Source organism: Dyella halodurans, from assembly GCF_026283925.1.
GTDB lineage: Bacteria > Pseudomonadota > Gammaproteobacteria > Xanthomonadales > Rhodanobacteraceae > Dyella > Dyella halodurans.
Window position 1 is genome coordinate 140,211 of sequence record NZ_JAPDPF010000005.1, and the last position, 15,467, is coordinate 155,677.

Genomic DNA, 15,467 nt, shown 5'->3' on the forward strand with positions numbered 1-15,467 from the left:
CCCAAACCATCTGGCATGGTGCGGCGACCACATCGTTTCCCCGGGAAGTTCCATGGCAGACCACTTTCAGCTCCGTCTCGTCGACAGCCATATGCTGGCGCCCACCGTGCGCCACCTGGCTTTCGAGCGCGTCGACGGTCAGCCATTGGCCTTCGTACCGGGCCAGTTCCTGCAGATCCACTTCCATTACGCCGACGGCACGGCCACCAAGCGCAGCTACTCGGTGGGCACGGTGGGCGACGGTTCCTCGCCGGTGCAGCGCATCGAAATCGCGGTGAGCTATGTCGAAGGCGGCGCCGCCACCCAGCTGCTGGGCGAGCTGCCCCACGGTGGTGTGATCGATGCCAGCGGCCCGTATGGCCGTTTTTGCCTGCAGGCGGGCGATAGCAATCGCCGTTACCTGCTGCTGGCCACCGGCACCGGCGTCACGCCGTATCGCGCCATGCTGCCGCAGATTCAGGCGCTGCTGCAGAAAGGCGAGCGCGAGGTGGTCCTGCTCTACGGCGCCCGCAATGAAACCGAGCTGCTGTATGGCGAGGAGTTCGAAGCGTTCGCCCAGGGCAATCCAGGCTTCACCTTCCATGGTTGCCTGAGCCGCCAGCCGCGGGCCGTGCCGCGCCCCAGCGACCGCCAAGGCCACGTGCAGAACGTGCTGGCCGAGCTGGCGCCCAGCCCGGAACAGGACATCGCCTACCTGTGCGGCAACCCGAACATGGTGGACGCCGCCTTCACGGCGCTGAAGGACTTCGGGCTTGCCGTGGCCCATATCCGGCGTGAGAAGTACATCTCCTCGCGCTGAGACTGGCCGCGCCCCGTTCCTTAACGCTACCCGAACCCCGGCCTCAAGTTGCGCGGGGGCATGCCGCTACATGGAAGGTCCCTGGCAAGCTCCTCAGCCCCCGGTGACCTTCATCGTCCAAATTGACCAAAAAATGTGACCAGGTTCACATTGTGGAGACGTGCGCGGGTTTTGGATTAAAGACCCCATCGGCCCTGCCGATAGATCCCCAACGTACCTAGCCGACGTGCGGGTACAGGAAGGGGCCCGTCATGAAAGGTTGGTTTCGCCGTACCTGGTTGGTTTGCGTGGTCGCCTTGGCGCTGGGCGCGCCAGCGGCGTATGCGAGCGGCGGTACGATTACCTTCGTCGGGGCCATTCTTGCGCCGACGTGTCTGGCCGATACCGGCGATCTTTCAAGTATGGCGCCGGGTGGTTCGGGCCGGCGCAGTTGCGAAGGATCGGGCTCGGACACCAGCGATTCGGCGTCCTATGTGGTGAAAGTCAGCACGGTGGCTGCTTCGGGCATTGCCGATGATCGTGTGCTCAGTTATTACTCGAGCTACGCCAGGGCCGCGGGTGAAGACGATGCGGCCGTGAAGCTGGTCACGCAGATTTTCGAATGAAGATGGTCTGAGGCTTACTGGTAACTCATCACGAAGGTGACTGTTGCGGTTACGCCTCCAGCCGTGACGGGCGAGCCCGTCTGGTAGTACTGGGCGTAATAGGGCACCGAAAGCGTGCCGTTGCTGGTGGATGTCGCAATCGTCTGGCTGGTGGCTCCGGTAACGTCTACCGCAGCGCTACTGCCGTTAAGAATCTGCACGCCAACATTGCCCGCGTTGCCGGCGCCGCTGGTCGGCAGTACCACGCCCTTGGTTGCGGCCGGATTACTCGCCGTCATGGTAATGAGTACGTTCTTGGACGCGGACTTGCAGGTCAGATTGATATTGAATGCGGTCCTGCCGCCGGTGGCGCCGGTGCCGTTGAGGGCTGCGGCATTGATGTTGGGCAGCGTCACCGTGAGGTTCTGGGAGTCGGTGTTCACGCTGCACGAGCCGGTACGGACCGAACTGGCGCCGAGATAAAGGTTGACGCCCGCCATCTGCGCACTGCTGGAGTTGGCCGAGCCGCCGGAGATGTACCACCAGAACGGAATCAGCGTAATTCCCGTCAACTGACCTGAGCCAACAGTGATCGGGCCCGTCACCATCAGGTGGCCCACAAACGTGGCGCTCACCGAGCCGGTATAGCTTCCCAAGGCGGCGTTTGATGGCGCCGTCACCGATCCGACCGGATAACCCGCATATTTGTTCGGACCGTCGTTGACATTGCCGCTCTGGCTGGTGGCTTGAGTCGGGCTGGCCGTCACCTTCAAGGCGAGGCCAGGGATGTTGGTTTTGAATGTAATGCCCGGGCCCGTGGTGACATTCGTGGCGTCCAGTTGCGCGAGAGTCTGGCCCGCCTGAATGGTCGCGATGTGGTCGGCAGCCGAGTTACTGATAGGCAAGCCAGAGCAGGTAAAGACAATGGTGACCGGAGCAGAGGTGGCGATCTCCGATCCCACCGCGGGCGTGGTCGACGGCAAGATCACATCCGGCATGGTGATGGTCGCCGCGCCCGCGTTGCAGTTGGCGGCGGCGACGGCCAGCGGCGCCCAGCCAAGCGTGCAAGCCGCGAGTAAAAATAGGCCGAGGAGTTGCGCAAAGCCGCGTGCGCGGGATGGATGGAACATCATGAACCACTCCTTGCGACCTGGGCGAGCGCCTGAGGACGGTCGCAGGTCACCTTGATCTCTTCATACGCTGTGGCCGGCGTAGCCTTGGTCTTTGCCGGGAGTTTGTAGGAGAACGAGCAAGATTTTGCTTCTCCGTTGTCATCCTGCCAGCGCGCAGTCAACAAGCCGCTCTGGTCGACGCCTCGCATGAGGATCTTGCCCGCCTGGCCGACGACGCCCAGGACGACCCCCTTTTCGTTGAACACCTCGGCACCAAACGGTAGCGACTGGCCGTTCTGCAATTGCGCACGCGCAATCAGCGCCCGGCCGTTTTCGGTCTTAAAGTTGATCATGACCACGGCACCCGCGTGCGGCGCCACCTGAGCGCTGGTGGCGTCGAGCTGCACGTCCAGCGGCAGGCCCTGGGGATCGATCGTGATCGTGTTGAGGTTGTAGGGCGTCAAGTAAGGCACCAGGGCGTAACCGAAGCGGTCGATGCGAAGGCCCGATGCATTACCCAGCCGCGCCCCGGCCGCCCCCGGTACATGGATGATGCCGATCGTGTCGCCCAGCGGCTGGCCGAAGGTCACGCCACCCGGGTGCGCAACGACGGCACCACTCACACCCAGCGAGGCTTGCGAATAACCGCTGCCATTGCCGTAGCTGCCCGTGATGACCGCATAGGGGCTGCGGTAGCCAGCGTTGAGCGATCCGGCATTGCCGGTGCCTTCTCCGCTGCTATGCGATGCAGTCGCGCCGTAGTTGAACTGATTGTCGGCGCCGGCTGAGCCCGTGATCGTGGCCTGTTCCTGCGCTCCATTGGTCTCATTGTGGGAAGCATTGAAGGACACCACAGGCGAGTGCGTACTCTCACCCAGCGGCAGGCTAAAGCTGGCGAAGTATTCGTTGTCGTAGCGTCCGAGCGCGTCGCGAGTGCGCGTGGCTGAAACGTTGAAGCTCAGCTGGTGAAAGGAATTGCTGTAGCCCACCTGGAATTGCGTGTCACTTCCCGAGCGGTTCCAGTAGTCGCTGGCTGTCGTATTGACGTAGATCGAGCCACCACGATCGCCCAGGCGCTGGCTCAGCGTGAGGGTAAAGCGGTTGCGTTGACGCTGCAGCCCGGTCGCTTGCAGGATCGGGTTGTAGGTGGTGCCGGCCAGGGCCGCCTGTTGCGCAGGCGTCAGCAAGGTCTGTTCCTGCACGCCATTGATCAGAGTGCCCTGCACCGGCAGTATCGCGGTGAAGGCATCCAGCCCGCGGCTGGCGTAGTCTCGCGCCAGCGCAGCGTCGGTGAGGCTGAGGAAGCCGCCGGTTGAGTAGCGATAGGCCGCGACAGCGAATGAGGTATCGGTCTCGGGCAACGTCTTGCTGTAGGTCAACCGCAGGCTCTGGCCTGAGTGCGAGCCAAACCCCGGAATGGTGGCATGCGCCTGCGTCAGATCGACGGCGAGGGCGCCCAGACGCGTGTTGACGGCGCTACCAATCAAGGCGGCGGCATAGTCCTGTGAGGCTTGAACGCCGGCATAGCCGGTCAGCAGATTGCTGAAGCCGTGTTGGATCGTCGCCTGCAGGACGCCGGGCTGGTGATCCAGATTGACCGAGCGAAGCTCACCCATGGCGATTCCAAAGCGGGTGGTGCCCGGGCGCAACAATTGGGCAACCGACGCATAGGGCACGGAGAACGTGCGGCTGCGGCCATCGGCCTCGGTCACCGTGACATCGAGATTGCCGCCGTATCCGGTCGGATACAGGTCGTTGATCGAGAAGGGGCCGGGTGCGACCGTGGTCTGGTAGATCACTAGCCCATTCTGGCGCACGGTCACCTTTGCATTGGTGTTGGCAACGCCGCGCACCACGGGTGCATAACCGCGCAGCGAGTCCGGCAGCATGCGGTCGTCGGTCGCCAGTTGCACTCCGCGCAGCCCATAGCTGTCGAATACCTGGCCGTCGGTATACGAATCGCCCATGGTCAATTGCGCGTGCAGCGTCGGCAGATCGCGCTGAACATAGGTGTTGATGTTCTGCCACTGGCGATGCGTGGATGAGCCTGCCGTTGCCGACTGCCAGTTGGCGGTGGAATCCTGGCGCAGGTGCCACGGGCCGATGTTGAGGCCGAAATTCAGGCCAAGATAGGCCGTGGTCAGGCTCTGCCCGTTGCTGGTGGTACGGTAGCTATTGAAGTTGTAGTTCAGGAGCGCCGCTGGCACGCCAGCATCCCAGTATTCCGGACCGACATAGCCACGCGGCGTCTGCCCTAGATAGGCCTGCGGAACGCTGACATCGAGCCGCAGATTGGTCATATCGAACGCCATGCTGGCGTCGGGGATCAGACTGTCGATATGGACGCAGGCGTTGGCGTCTTGCATCTGCGAGGTGAGTCCCGCGGAGAGATTGGCCGGATGCAAGTTCAGTTGGTCCAGCAACTTGCGATCCACGCAAGGTGTCGCGCTGGCCTGGCCTGCTGCTGTAACAAAGCGCACGCTCGCGCGCCCGACGGGTGCACCGTTGAGGTAAAGATCGGCACTGTAGCTGCCGGGCAGCACCGGATTGCCGTGCTCGAAGCGCGACAGGTCGACCGTATTCTGGCCGGCGCCGGAAAGGAGGCTGCGATCAAAGCTTGCCTCGGCGCCGCTCGCGTCTGCACTGGTGCCTGCGGCTGCGTCGGCATGCGCGGTACCAACCCATCCGCTCAGCGCGGCAGCGATGCCGGCGCAGAGCAAGATTTGACGATACGCCGCGTTTACGCGCGGTCGAGTCGTCGGGTTGGTGGCGCGCGCGATAATCACGGCGAGATGGCACCCTTCAGGGCAGCGCTGGCGCCGTAGTCATTGATAGCGGTGTAGTCGATCGACGTCCCGTTGGCAGGAGCCTGCGCAAGGCCCTTCACGGGCAGCTGCAGGGAGCCCTGCGGTGCAACCATGCCCGTCTCCGCCGCATATGTCGTACCGTTCACGGAGATCGACACGTTGGTAAAGGTGACGTAGTACGGGGTAGGGTTGCGTGCTTCCAGCGCAAAGCCTTTGCCGTCGGCAACCACTTTCCAGGTGATGCTTGCCGGCGCCTTCAGCGGATCGCCAGCCAGATTGGCCGGGCGATAGAAAAGCTTCAGCCGCGATCGGATCGCGAACTGCAGGGTGTTCTTGCCTTCGGCTTCGAGACCGGTGGGCTTGGGTGGTACTTCCAGTACATTCAGCCAGAACAGCGATTCACGATCTGCCGGCAGCTGCGAAGGCGTGCCAATGATCCGCAGACTCTGATCCCTGTTGGCCTCCATGCGAAACAGCGGTGGCGTTACGATGAACGGCACGTCGACCTTGTCCGGTGTCGAGTGCACGTCTCCACTGTCGATCCACGCTTCGACGAGCGCAGGGCTGCTGCCCAGGTTGCTGAGGCGCACGGTGACCTCACCGTTCTTGGCCGGAAACACCACCCGGGTGCCGCCGATCACGACGCTGGCATGTGCACTGGCGGCGCACAGGCACAGGGCGAGTAGACCCGCGCGAACTGCGCAGATTAGGTTCTTCATCGAACGCCTTCCTGATGGGGGCGGTGCGAGCGGCACCAACGGTGCGTTGCGGCCGACAAGGTCGACCGCAACGTGGTGCCTTGCTTACTGGTAGGCCATCGTGAACGAGACGGCCGAGGTCACCGTACCGGCGGTGGCATTGCCGTTCTTGGCGTAGTAGCGGGCGTAGTACTGCAGGGTCGCACCGCCGCCGCTCAGCGTCACCGGTGCCATCGCGTAGTTATTGACCAGCGGGATGACGGTGGAGGTGCTGTCCAAAAGCTGCACTTCAACGCCATTGCTGCCGGCGGAGTTGGTCAAGGCATTGTTGGCGGCATCGATGCCGGCGCCCGAGAACGTCGTCGTGACCTTGCTGAGCGAGGCGTCGCAGCCTGCAATGACGATCGTGAAGCCGGTGGTGCCGGCGGTGCTGCCCGCGGCGTTCAGCACAGGAGCGAGGACGTTTGGCAGCGTCACCGTCTGGTTGTCCGGAGAGGTGATGGTGCCGTTGGCGCTGTAACCCTTGCCGTCGACCGTGCAAGTCTGGGCCAGGACCTTGCCGTTGATCGTGATGGTGCCGTCGACAGCCGAGGCAGGCTGCGGAGCCAGTGCGGCGACGCCGGCGACGGCGGCCAGTGCAGTCGAGAGGAGAATCTTCTTCATACTGATGTCCTTTAACGATTTATTGGATGGTGCGGATGTTTTTGCGCTTCCGGACAAACAGGCGGGCGCCCCCCGATTGCGCTGTACGGCCCCTGGTTTCGTGCCCCGATGGCTCTCCCCCAGATCGCTCACCAGGCCAAAAGCAACACCCATGCCAACCTGTAGGAAGTCGCCCTCACGGCTTCACAACGGGTTTTTTACGGGATTGGCTGCTTTGGGCGGTCGGACGATTCTTATGTCGATCCGGGTCACTTCAGGCCCGAGGTCAACGGAATGTGCAAATTGTGTCACATTTTCTGACATTTCTTGTTGCCTGCAGCCTCAAGTTCAGGTCCCGGCCGCCGATAAGATTGTCAGGAATGTAAAGCCTGCTTGACATTCGTCCATCATCTGCCTCAACCTGATGTCAAGGGTGCTTGACATAAGCTTGGGAGGTTGGATGTCGCGTCTCAACGACCAGCGATACCGGCAACGCTTGCTGGCGGCGATGGCGTTCTATATGGGCGTCATGTTGCTGGCCTGGCCATACGTGCGGACAGTCTCCGGCCTGCCACTGAAGATCTCCTTGGCCTTGGCGCCGCTGGTGCCGATGTTCTATGTGCTGATGCTGCTGGCGCGGCGCATCCGCGACAGCGACGAACTGGAGCAACGAACGCACCTGATCGCCTTGGGCGTCTCCAGCGGCGTCACGGCGGCGCTCAGCCTGCTCGGGGGGTTCCTGTGCAGCGCGCACCTGGTGCCCTTGGATGGCGCGGTGCTGATCTGGGTGTTTCCGCTGATGATGATCTGCTACAGCGTCACGCGCTGGCATGTGGGGCGCGCCTATGGCCTCGACGTGTATTGCGATGACGACAACCCGATAACGGGCGCACTGCGCTTCGCATTGTTGGGCGCTTTTGCGGCGATCACCGCTGCTTACGGCTGGCGGCACGGCTGGGACGATTTCAGGGTGGGCTTGCTCGCGGGCCTGGCTGGCGGCCTTCTGCTGGGTGGGGTGGTGAAGGGCGTGATGCGCGAGCGCGGGGCGGAACGCTGATGAATGATGCAGTGTGTCACGGGCCAGCTCCCGCCTTATGAACAACCGCGTACGCGAGCTTCGTACGGAGCGTGGCTGGTCACAAGCTGACCTTGCCGAGCAATTGGACGTATCACGGCAGACGGTCAATGCCATCGAGACGGGCAAGTACGACCCGAGCCTGCCGTTGGCCTTCAAGATCGCGCGCCTATTCGGTTTACCTATCGAATCCATCTTCGAGCCTGAGCCTTGAGCGACAACCAGGGCATCGGCGAGTGCAACCCATGCGGAATGAGGGACAAGTGAGTTATGGCAATCAAGGGACGAACGGCTTTACGACTCGCGGCGGTGATCGTCGGCTTGGCGGCACTGGGCTGGAATCAACTGCACAAGGCCACCGTCACGGAGCCGGTTGAAGCTGCGCCGGTCGCCACTGCGGCCAAGCCGACCGCGCCGGTCAAGCCGCAGGCCTGGCAGCTCGGCTCGCTCACCCTGACGCCTTGCGAACTGGGTCAACCCAATAGCGGGCTCTCCACCGCCGCCTGGTGCGTACCTTTCGAGGTTCCGGAGAATCGCGACGACCCGCATAGCCGCAAGATCAAGCTCAGGTTGGCCATCATCCGCAGCAGTGCGCAGGTGGCCAGCAAGGACATGCTGGTGATGTTGGCGGGCGGCCCGGGCCAGGCGGCGACCGAGTCGTGGCCCGGCGTCGCCACCGCATTGCAGCCGTTGACCGCCCATCGGCATGTGCTGTTGCTCGATCAGCGCGGTACGGGCGGCTCCAACCCGCTCACCTGCAAGTCGGAGGGCGCTAACGGCGATGAGGAGGACAATCTCGAGTTCGATCCGGAGCGGCTGCGCGCGGAAACCGCCCAGTGCCTGAAGCAACTCGAAGGCCGCGCCGATCCGCGCTTCTATACCAGCACGATCGCCGTGCAGGACCTGGAAGAGGTGCGCCAGGCGCTCGGTGCGCCCAGCTTCGACCTGGTCGGCGTCTCCTATGGCACGCGCATGGCCCAGCAATACGCCATGCGTCATCCCGATGCCGTGCGCAGCCTGGTGCTCGACGGTGTGGTGCCTAACGAGCTGGTGCTGGGCCAGGACTTCGCGCCGAATCTGGATGACGCATTGAAGGCGCAGTTTGCCCATTGCACCGCCGACGCGGCCTGCCACAAGCGCTTTGGCGACCCCTACCAGACGCTCTACCAGCTGCGTGATGCGCTGCGTGCCAACCCGCACATGGTGAGCTTCCGCGACCCACAGACCTATCAGAGCGTGCAGCGGGTGCTCAGCGAGTATTCGCTGGCCAGCGTGGTGCGCATGTTTGCCTACTCGCCGCTCACGGCAGCCCTGCTGCCCTTGTCGATCGATGCCGCTGCGCATGGCGACGTCGGACCCTTGCTGGGCCAGGCGAAATTGTTGAGCGGCGACCTGTCGGACACCATGAACGGCGGCATGCAGTCGTCGGTCATTTGCAGTGAGGATGCGGACCTGCTGAGCAAGCGTCCGCAGGATGCGCACACCATACTCGGCACGCGCATGATCGAAACGCTGCAGGCCGTGTGCTCGGTGTGGCCCAGGGGTTCGCGCCCAGCCGATTTCCATGAGCCCTTGAAGACCGACAAGCCGGTGTTGCTGTTCTCGGGCGAATACGATCCGGTCACGCCGCCACGCTACGGCGATGCGGTAGCCAGCCACCTGCCGCAGTCGCGTCATCTGGTGCTCAATGGCCAAGGTCACAACGTGATCAACGCCGGCTGCGCACCGCAAATCGTCAAGCATTTCATCGAGGGCCTCAATCCGAAGGCACTCGATGTGAAGTGCCTGGATCGGCTGCGGGCCACGCCGACCTTCATCGACTTCAACGGAGCCGCGCCATGATCGAGGTAAGGGACCTGCACAAGGCGTTCGGCATGGTGAAAGCTGTGGATGGGGTCAGCTTCACCGCGCGCGACGGCGAGATCACCGGGCTGCTCGGGCCCAACGGCGCCGGCAAGACCACCACCCTGCGCATGCTCTACACCTTGATGAAGCCCGATCGGGGCCAGGTGATCGTCGATGGCATCGATGCCGCCGCCGACGCGCTTGCCGTGCGTCGCGAACTGGGCGTCCTGCCCGATGCGCGCGGCCTGTACAAGCGCCTCACCGCGCGCGAAAACATCAACTACTTCGCCAGGCTGCATGGATTGCCCGAGGCGCTGTTGGCGGATCGGCGCGACGCGCTGATCCATGCGCTGGAGATGGAAGACATCGCCGACCGTCGCACGGAAGGATTCTCGCAGGGTCAACGCGTGAAGACCGCCATTGCCCGCGCGTTGATCCACGATCCGCGCAACGTGATCCTCGACGAGCCCACCAACGGCCTCGACGTCATGGCGACCCGGGCGCTGCGCAAATTCATGGGTCGGCTCAAGGCCGAAGGACGTTGCGTGCTGTTTTCCAGCCACATCATGCAGGAGGTGGCGGCGCTGTGCGATCGCATCGTGGTGATTGCGCATGGCCGCGTGGTGGCCGACGAATCGCCTGCCGCGCTGCGCGAACAAACCGGTGAAGCGAACCTGGAGGATGCCTTCGTGAAGATTATCGGCAGCGATGAGGGACTCGCCGCATGAATGCCGTGAGCTTGAAGATCGAACGAAGCCGCGCCTTCGTCACCGTGTTCCTGAAAGAGGTGAAGGAAAACCTGCGCGATCGCCGCACCATCGTCAGCGCCTTCCTGACCGGTCCCTTGCTCGGGCCGATCATGCTGGTGATGCTGCTCAACATCACGCTCAACCGGGAGTTCAACAAGGCCGAACAGCCCTTGCCGGTGCCGGTGATCGGCGCCAATTACGCACCCAACCTGATCGCCGCGTTGAAGGCCGGAGGCATCGTGCCCACGGCTGCCATCGGCAATCCCGAAGTGGCCGTGCGCAAACAGGATGCGGATGTGGTGATGCGCATTTCGCCCGACTTCGCCACGTCCTGGCGCAGGGGCGAACCGGTGCAGGTCGAGGTGATCTACGACTCCTCGCAGCGCGACGCGAACACCGCCGTCGAGCGGGTCAGTCAGTTGGTGGAGAGCTATGCGCGCCAGCAGGGCGCGATGCGCCTGGTCGCGCGCGGCCTGGCGCCCAGCACGGCGTGGCCGGTGACGGCGGCCAGGCGTGACCAGGCCACGGCGCAGGCGCGCGCGGCCTTGATGTTCTCGATCCTGCCGTATTTCTTCGTGCTCACCGTGTTCATGGGCGGCATGTACCTGGCCATCGATCTGACGGCGGGCGAACGCGAGCGCCAGTCGCTGGAGCCCCTGTTCGCGAACCCGGTGTCGCGCTGGAAGATCCTCGCCGGCAAGCTGGCTGCGATCTGCGTCTTCTCGATCGCGAGCCTGCTGATCAGCCTGGTGGCATTCGGCGTGGTGGGGCGTTTCATTCCCACCGAGAAGCTCGGCATGGAGCTGGACCTGGGTCTGCACTTCAGTGGACATGTACTGCTGCTGATGCTGCCCTTGATCGTATTGCTGGCCGCGTTGCAATCGATGGTGGCGGCATTCGCCAAGAGTTATCGCGAGGCACAGACCTATGTGTCCTTGCTGATGTTCGTGCCCGTGCTCCCCAGCATCCTGTTGTCGACCATGCCGATCAAGGCGCAGGGCTGGATGTATGCCGTACCCCTGCTCGGCCAGCACCTTGGCATCATGCAGCTGCTGCGCGGCGACGGCATCGACATGCAGCAACTGGGTCTCTGCCTGGCCGGCAGCCTGGCGGCCGCCGTGCTGGGCGTGCTGGCGACGGTGCATCTTTACCAGTCGGAGCGGTTGGCCATTTCGAGCTGACGCACACTTCTTCCTCTCCCCTTTGGGGAGAGGACCGAGGTGAGGGGCGGGTGCTCGCGGAAGAGCTAAACAAGAGCCCGCGCTAGGAAAGCGAACCGCAAGATTGTCTTCCTCACCCCAACCCTCTCCCCGCAGGGGAGAGGGAGCCAGCACACGCGCTACCATGACGCTTTCCCTACACCGAGAAAGCCCATGCGCCGCCATCTCCTTGCCCTGAGCCTCGTTGCCGCCCTGGCCGGCTGCAACTCGTCCCATGACAAAGCGCCGGCGGCGCAATCCGCCGCGCCTGCACCGGCTTCCACTGCACCGGCGACGCCTCCGCCACCGTCGACCGACGCCGAGAACGCGCAACAGCGCATGGCCGCGTATGCGCCGGTCAAGCTCACCGCCGATCTCTCCGCATTCGATGACCGGCAGAAGCAGATGATTGCGCTGCTGATCGAGGCGGCCGATGTCACCAACGACATCTACTGGCAGCAGTCCTGGGGCGACAAGGCCGCGCTGATGCAGCGCATTCCGGACGATGCCACGCGTCGCTTCGCCGAGATCAACTACGGCCCGTGGGACCGCCTCGACAACGACCAGCCGTTTGTGGCCGGTGTCGGCGCGCGCCCGCCCGGCGCTCAGTTCTATCCGGCCGACATGACCAAGGAAGAGTTCGAGCAGGCCGATCTCAAGGACAAGACCGGGCTTTACAACGTGCTGCGTCGTGATGCCCAGGGCAGGCTGGTGGTGGTGCCTTATCGCGACGCCTACAAGGCGGAGCTCGAGCGCGCCGCCGGGTTGCTGCGCCAGGCCGCAGCGCTTTCCGACGACAAGGAATTCGCCAGCTATCTGAAGCAGCGTGCGGACGCCTTGCTCAGTGACGACTACCGCCCCAGCGATTTCGCCTGGATGTCGATGAAGAACAATCCTGTCGATATCGTGATCGGCCCGATCGAAACCTATGAAGACCAGCTCTACGGCTACAAGGCCAGCTACGAAAGCTATGTGCTGGTAAAGGACCAGGCGTGGAGTGCGAAGCTGGCGCGCTTCGCCAAGTATCTCCCGGAGCTGCAGCGCGAGCTGCCGGTGGATGACAAGTACAAGGCCGAGAAGCCAGGCTCGGATGCCGATCTGAATGCCTATTTCGCCGTCTATTACGCGGGCGACGCCAATGTCGGCGCCAAGACCATCGCCATCAACCTGCCCAACGACGAAGAAGTGCAGCTGAAGAAGGGCACGCGCCGCCTGCAGCTGGAAAACGTGATGCAGGCGAAGTTCGACAAGATCATGCTGCCGATCGCCAGGGAGCTGATTGCGGACGACCAGCAGTCGCATCTCACCTTCGATGCCTTCTTCGAGAACACCATGTTCCATGAAGTGGCGCATGGCCTTGGCATCAAGGAGACCCTGACCGGCAAGGGCCTGGTGCGCAGTGCGTTGAAGGACCAGGCCTCGAGCTTCGAGGAAGGCAAGGCCGATATCCTCGGCCTGTACATGGTCACCAAGCTGGCCGAAAAGGGCGAGTTGGACAAGTCGAAGCTGATGGACAACTACGTCACCTTCCTCGCCGGCATCCTGCGCTCGGTGCGCTTCGGTGCCAGCGACGCACACGCCAAGGCGAACATGGTGCGTTTCAACTTCTTCAAGCAGCAGGGCGCTTTCTCGCGCGACGATGCCACCGGCCGTTACCGCGTCGACTTCGACAAGATGACCGCGGCCATGAACGCGTTGTCAGCCAAGCTGCTCACCATCCAGGGCGACGGCGATTACGAGGCAGCCAGGCAGCTCACCGAGACAATGGGCAAGGTCGACGCACAACTGGCCGCTGATCTGAAGCGCCTGGACCAGGCAAAGATTCCGGTGGACATCACCTTCGAGCAGGGCCTGGACGTGCTGGGCCTCCCCAAACCCCAATAACGCTACTACCCAGCGGGCACGGGCGCTTCGAAGCTGTCATCGAGATGGGCACGGGCCCATGCGGCGACTGCTTCGGGATGCTCAAGATGCAAATGGTGGCCGCCGTCCATATGGCTGACGGCGATCTGATCGACGCAATCCGCGCGCGCCTGTATCTGCGCTTCCGGCAGATAGGGGGTTTCCGGCGTCGCCAGCAACAGCGCCGTGGGTGCTTCGATGCCGCGCAGCAGGGCATGAATCTGCCCCTCAGCCAGGCGTATCGGTGTGGTCCGGTTGAGTCGGGGGTCGCTGCGCCATTGCCAGCCGCCCTCGACCTCGAGCAGGCCGCGTTCCACGATGGGGCGCGCCTGTTCCGGCGGCAGGCCGCTGGCGACGGTGCGGGCGCTGATGGCCAGGTCGATGGAGGGGAACAGTCGTAGCGCTCGAGCCTGAGCGGGAGCAACCGAGAACCCACTACGGAATCGATGCAGGGTTTGCCGCCCGTTGTCACCCACCGGTCCGATGCCTTCGATCAACAGCAAGCGCTCGACGTTGTCTGGTATGGCCGCGGCGACCAGTGCCGCGATGCCGGCACCCAGTGAATGGCCCAGGAGTTGATAGCGCGTCAGCGCCAGCGCATCGACCGCCGCCAGGACGGCATGAACATAATCGAGGAAGTGATAGTGCATGCCCGGCGGCAAATGATCCGAATGGCCATGGCCGGGCAGGTCGAGCGCGATGACCTGCCAGCGGTCGGCCAGCAAGGGTGCCAGCCGGGCGAAGCTGCCGGCGTTGTCCAGCCAGCCATGCAAGGCGAGCAGGGCAGGTGCATCGGCCTCGCCCCAGACCTGGGCGCGCAAGCGGAAATGCGGCAGGACGATATCCTTTTCGAGCGCTGCATTCATGGGGCTTTACCTGAGGGTGAAGGGCTCTTGCCGGGGCCGGTTGCCCGCCGGAGACTCGATGGCGAATTCGTCCCAGCCTTGCGTATGGCGCAGCACCAGCTTGGCCAGGCTTTCGACCTGGGCGGGCGTATCGTTGAGTGCCGGGATATAGCGTAACTCGCTGCCGCCAGCCGCGCGGAAGAACTCGTGGTTCTGCATCGCGATCTCTTCCAGGGTTTCCAGGCAGTCCACCGCAAAGCCCGGGCAGGCAACGTCCAGCGTCTTGATGCCGGCGCCGGCCAGCTCGCGCACAGTGGCATCGGTGTACGGCTGCAGCCAGCGCTCGCGGCCCACGCGCGACTGGAAGCTCACCAGGAGCTGCGTCTCGTCCAGCCGCAAGCGCTCGCGCAGGGCGCGCGCCGTGGCCTGGCACTGGTCCTGGTAAGGGTCGCCCAGGCGTACGTAACGCTCCGGAATGCCGTGGAACGACAGCAGCAGTTTGTCGCCGCGACCGTGCACCGCCCACCAGCGCTCGATGCTGAGGGCGAGCGCTTCTATATGCGCCGCGTCATCGTGGTAATCGTTGACGATGCGCAGCTCCGGCGGCCAGCGTAGCGACTTGAGCGCATCGGCCACGGCATCGAGCACCGAACCGGTGGACGTTGCCGAATACTGCGGATAGAGCGGCAGCACCAGCAGGCGACGTACGCCTTCGCGCTGCAGTTGTTCGATCTGATGCTGCACCGAGGGCTCGCCATAGCGCATCGCCAGGGCCACGCGTATCGGGCCCGCCGGGCGCAGTCGCTGCAGCTCTTCGCGCAGGCGCGCGGTCAGCGCCTCGCTGCCGACGCGCAGCGGCGAACCCTGGGGTGTCCAGATGCGTTGATACGCGTGGGCCGAGCGGGACGGCCGCACGCGCAGGATCACGCCGTGCAGGACCAGCCACCAGAGCCAGCGCGGGTAATCGATCACGCGAGAGTCGCTGAGAAATTCGGCCAGGTAAGGACGTACCGCCTTCGCGGTGGGTGCCTCCGGTGTGCCCAGGTTCACCAACAGCACTCCCGCCTGAACGGGCGGGTCATCGGAATCGCCGGCGGGGCCGGTATAGTCGAGGCTATGTGGCATCGTGGCGCTGGCGGTGAGAATCGCCGCAGAGTCTGCCACAAGCCGTTTGCGGTTCCGCATGAAGAGTTGCCGCGGGCCGTGCCTG

General features: G+C 63.8%; 14 protein-coding genes. 8 read left to right on the plus strand and 6 right to left on the minus strand.

Annotation, left to right across the window (positions count from 1 at the left end; genetic code table 11):
- Nucleotides 1–52: 52 nt before the first annotated feature.
- Nucleotides 53–799 carry an FAD-binding oxidoreductase gene (locus OUZ49_RS11550; protein WP_266150562.1) on the plus strand — a complete coding sequence of 249 codons (747 nt, stop codon included), beginning with the start codon at nt 53–55 and terminating at the stop codon, nt 797–799.
- Between the two features lie 251 nt (nt 800–1,050).
- A complete protein-coding gene (locus OUZ49_RS11555; RefSeq protein ID WP_266150563.1) occupies nt 1,051–1,404 on the plus strand; it encodes a hypothetical protein in 354 nt (117 codons plus the stop codon).
- Nucleotides 1,405–1,418: 14 nt separating this feature from the next.
- On the opposite strand, the gene OUZ49_RS11560 is transcribed toward OUZ49_RS11555, so the two are convergent.
- The 4 genes from OUZ49_RS11560 to OUZ49_RS11575 all read right to left on the minus strand — a co-directional run bounded on the left by OUZ49_RS11560 (nt 1,419) and on the right by OUZ49_RS11575 (nt 6,663).
- Nucleotides 1,419–2,516 (minus strand): fimbrial protein, encoded by a 1,098-nt coding sequence (locus OUZ49_RS11560; protein WP_266150564.1) that lies wholly within the window; start codon nt 2,514–2,516, stop codon nt 1,419–1,421.
- Nucleotides 2,513–5,281: a fimbria/pilus outer membrane usher protein gene (locus tag OUZ49_RS11565; protein WP_266150565.1), complete on the minus strand. Its 2,769-nt coding sequence runs from the start codon at nt 5,279–5,281 to the stop codon at nt 2,513–2,515. The genes OUZ49_RS11560 and OUZ49_RS11565 overlap by 4 nt, the downstream gene beginning before the upstream one ends.
- Entirely contained in the window at nt 5,278–6,021 is a 744-nt protein-coding gene (locus OUZ49_RS11570; RefSeq protein WP_266150566.1) for a fimbrial biogenesis chaperone, read from the minus strand. The genes OUZ49_RS11565 and OUZ49_RS11570 overlap by 4 nt, the downstream gene beginning before the upstream one ends.
- 84 nt (nt 6,022–6,105) lie before the next feature.
- Nucleotides 6,106–6,663, minus strand: coding sequence for a fimbrial protein (locus OUZ49_RS11575; protein WP_266150567.1), 558 nt, complete (start codon nt 6,661–6,663; stop codon nt 6,106–6,108).
- A gap of 439 nt (nt 6,664–7,102) precedes the next feature.
- Between OUZ49_RS11575 and OUZ49_RS11580 the strand changes: the two genes are divergently transcribed.
- The 6 genes from OUZ49_RS11580 (at nt 7,103) to OUZ49_RS11605 (ending at nt 13,394) form a co-directional block, all read left to right on the plus strand.
- Nucleotides 7,103–7,699, plus strand: a complete 597-nt coding sequence (locus tag OUZ49_RS11580; RefSeq protein ID WP_266150568.1) for a hypothetical protein — start codon at nt 7,103–7,105, stop codon at nt 7,697–7,699.
- 37 nt (nt 7,700–7,736) lie between these two features.
- On the plus strand, nt 7,737–7,931 hold the full coding sequence (locus tag OUZ49_RS11585; protein ID WP_266150569.1) for a helix-turn-helix transcriptional regulator: 195 nt from the start codon (nt 7,737–7,739) through the stop codon (nt 7,929–7,931).
- 56 nt (nt 7,932–7,987) lie between these two features.
- Nucleotides 7,988–9,559 (plus strand): alpha/beta hydrolase, encoded by a 1,572-nt coding sequence (locus OUZ49_RS11590; RefSeq protein WP_266150570.1) that lies wholly within the window; start codon nt 7,988–7,990, stop codon nt 9,557–9,559.
- Nucleotides 9,556–10,290: an ABC transporter ATP-binding protein gene (locus OUZ49_RS11595; protein ID WP_266150571.1), complete on the plus strand. Its 735-nt coding sequence runs from the start codon at nt 9,556–9,558 to the stop codon at nt 10,288–10,290. The genes OUZ49_RS11590 and OUZ49_RS11595 overlap by 4 nt, the downstream gene beginning before the upstream one ends.
- The gene (locus OUZ49_RS11600; RefSeq protein WP_266150572.1) at nt 10,287–11,492 is read left to right on the plus strand and encodes an ABC transporter permease; all 1,206 of its coding nucleotides are present in this window, start codon (nt 10,287–10,289) and stop codon (nt 11,490–11,492) included. Before OUZ49_RS11595 ends, OUZ49_RS11600 begins: the two co-directional genes overlap by 4 nt.
- 192 nt (nt 11,493–11,684) lie before the next feature.
- A complete protein-coding gene (locus tag OUZ49_RS11605) occupies nt 11,685–13,394 on the plus strand; it encodes a dipeptidyl-peptidase 3 family protein (RefSeq protein WP_266150573.1) in 1,710 nt (569 codons plus the stop codon).
- Nucleotides 13,395–13,399: 5 nt separating this feature from the next.
- Here OUZ49_RS11605 and OUZ49_RS11610 read toward each other — a convergent pair whose 3' ends face one another.
- Together OUZ49_RS11610 and hemH are read right to left on the minus strand one after the other, a co-directional pair.
- Nucleotides 13,400–14,278 (minus strand): alpha/beta fold hydrolase, encoded by an 879-nt coding sequence (locus OUZ49_RS11610; RefSeq protein ID WP_266150574.1) that lies wholly within the window; start codon nt 14,276–14,278, stop codon nt 13,400–13,402.
- A gap of 6 nt (nt 14,279–14,284) precedes the next feature.
- Nucleotides 14,285–15,382, minus strand: coding sequence for a ferrochelatase (hemH, locus tag OUZ49_RS11615; protein ID WP_266150801.1), 1,098 nt, complete (start codon nt 15,380–15,382; stop codon nt 14,285–14,287).
- Between the last annotated feature and the right edge of the window lie 85 nt (nt 15,383–15,467).

Excerpts from the sequence above, each read along its gene's own strand:
- OUZ49_RS11550 (WP_266150562.1), top strand. The coding sequence starts at position 53 with ATGGCAGACCACTTTCAGCTCCGTCTCGTCGACAGCCATATGCTGGCG.
- OUZ49_RS11555 (WP_266150563.1), top strand. The coding sequence starts at position 1,051 with ATGAAAGGTTGGTTTCGCCGTACCTGGTTGGTTTGCGTGGTCGCCTTG.
- OUZ49_RS11560 (WP_266150564.1), bottom strand. The coding sequence starts at position 2,516 with ATGATGTTCCATCCATCCCGCGCACGCGGCTTTGCGCAACTCCTCGGC.
- OUZ49_RS11570 (WP_266150566.1), bottom strand. The coding sequence starts at position 6,021 with ATGAAGAACCTAATCTGCGCAGTTCGCGCGGGTCTACTCGCCCTGTGC.
- OUZ49_RS11575 (WP_266150567.1), bottom strand. The coding sequence starts at position 6,663 with ATGAAGAAGATTCTCCTCTCGACTGCACTGGCCGCCGTCGCCGGCGTC.
- OUZ49_RS11580 (WP_266150568.1), top strand. The coding sequence starts at position 7,103 with ATGTCGCGTCTCAACGACCAGCGATACCGGCAACGCTTGCTGGCGGCG.
- OUZ49_RS11585 (WP_266150569.1), top strand. The coding sequence starts at position 7,737 with ATGAACAACCGCGTACGCGAGCTTCGTACGGAGCGTGGCTGGTCACAA.
- OUZ49_RS11590 (WP_266150570.1), top strand. The coding sequence starts at position 7,988 with ATGGCAATCAAGGGACGAACGGCTTTACGACTCGCGGCGGTGATCGTC.
- OUZ49_RS11595 (WP_266150571.1), top strand. The coding sequence starts at position 9,556 with ATGATCGAGGTAAGGGACCTGCACAAGGCGTTCGGCATGGTGAAAGCT.
- OUZ49_RS11600 (WP_266150572.1), top strand. The coding sequence starts at position 10,287 with ATGAATGCCGTGAGCTTGAAGATCGAACGAAGCCGCGCCTTCGTCACC.
- OUZ49_RS11605 (WP_266150573.1), top strand. The coding sequence starts at position 11,685 with ATGCGCCGCCATCTCCTTGCCCTGAGCCTCGTTGCCGCCCTGGCCGGC.
- OUZ49_RS11610 (WP_266150574.1), bottom strand. The coding sequence starts at position 14,278 with ATGAATGCAGCGCTCGAAAAGGATATCGTCCTGCCGCATTTCCGCTTG.
- hemH (WP_266150801.1), bottom strand. The coding sequence starts at position 15,382 with ATGCCACATAGCCTCGACTATACCGGCCCCGCCGGCGATTCCGATGAC.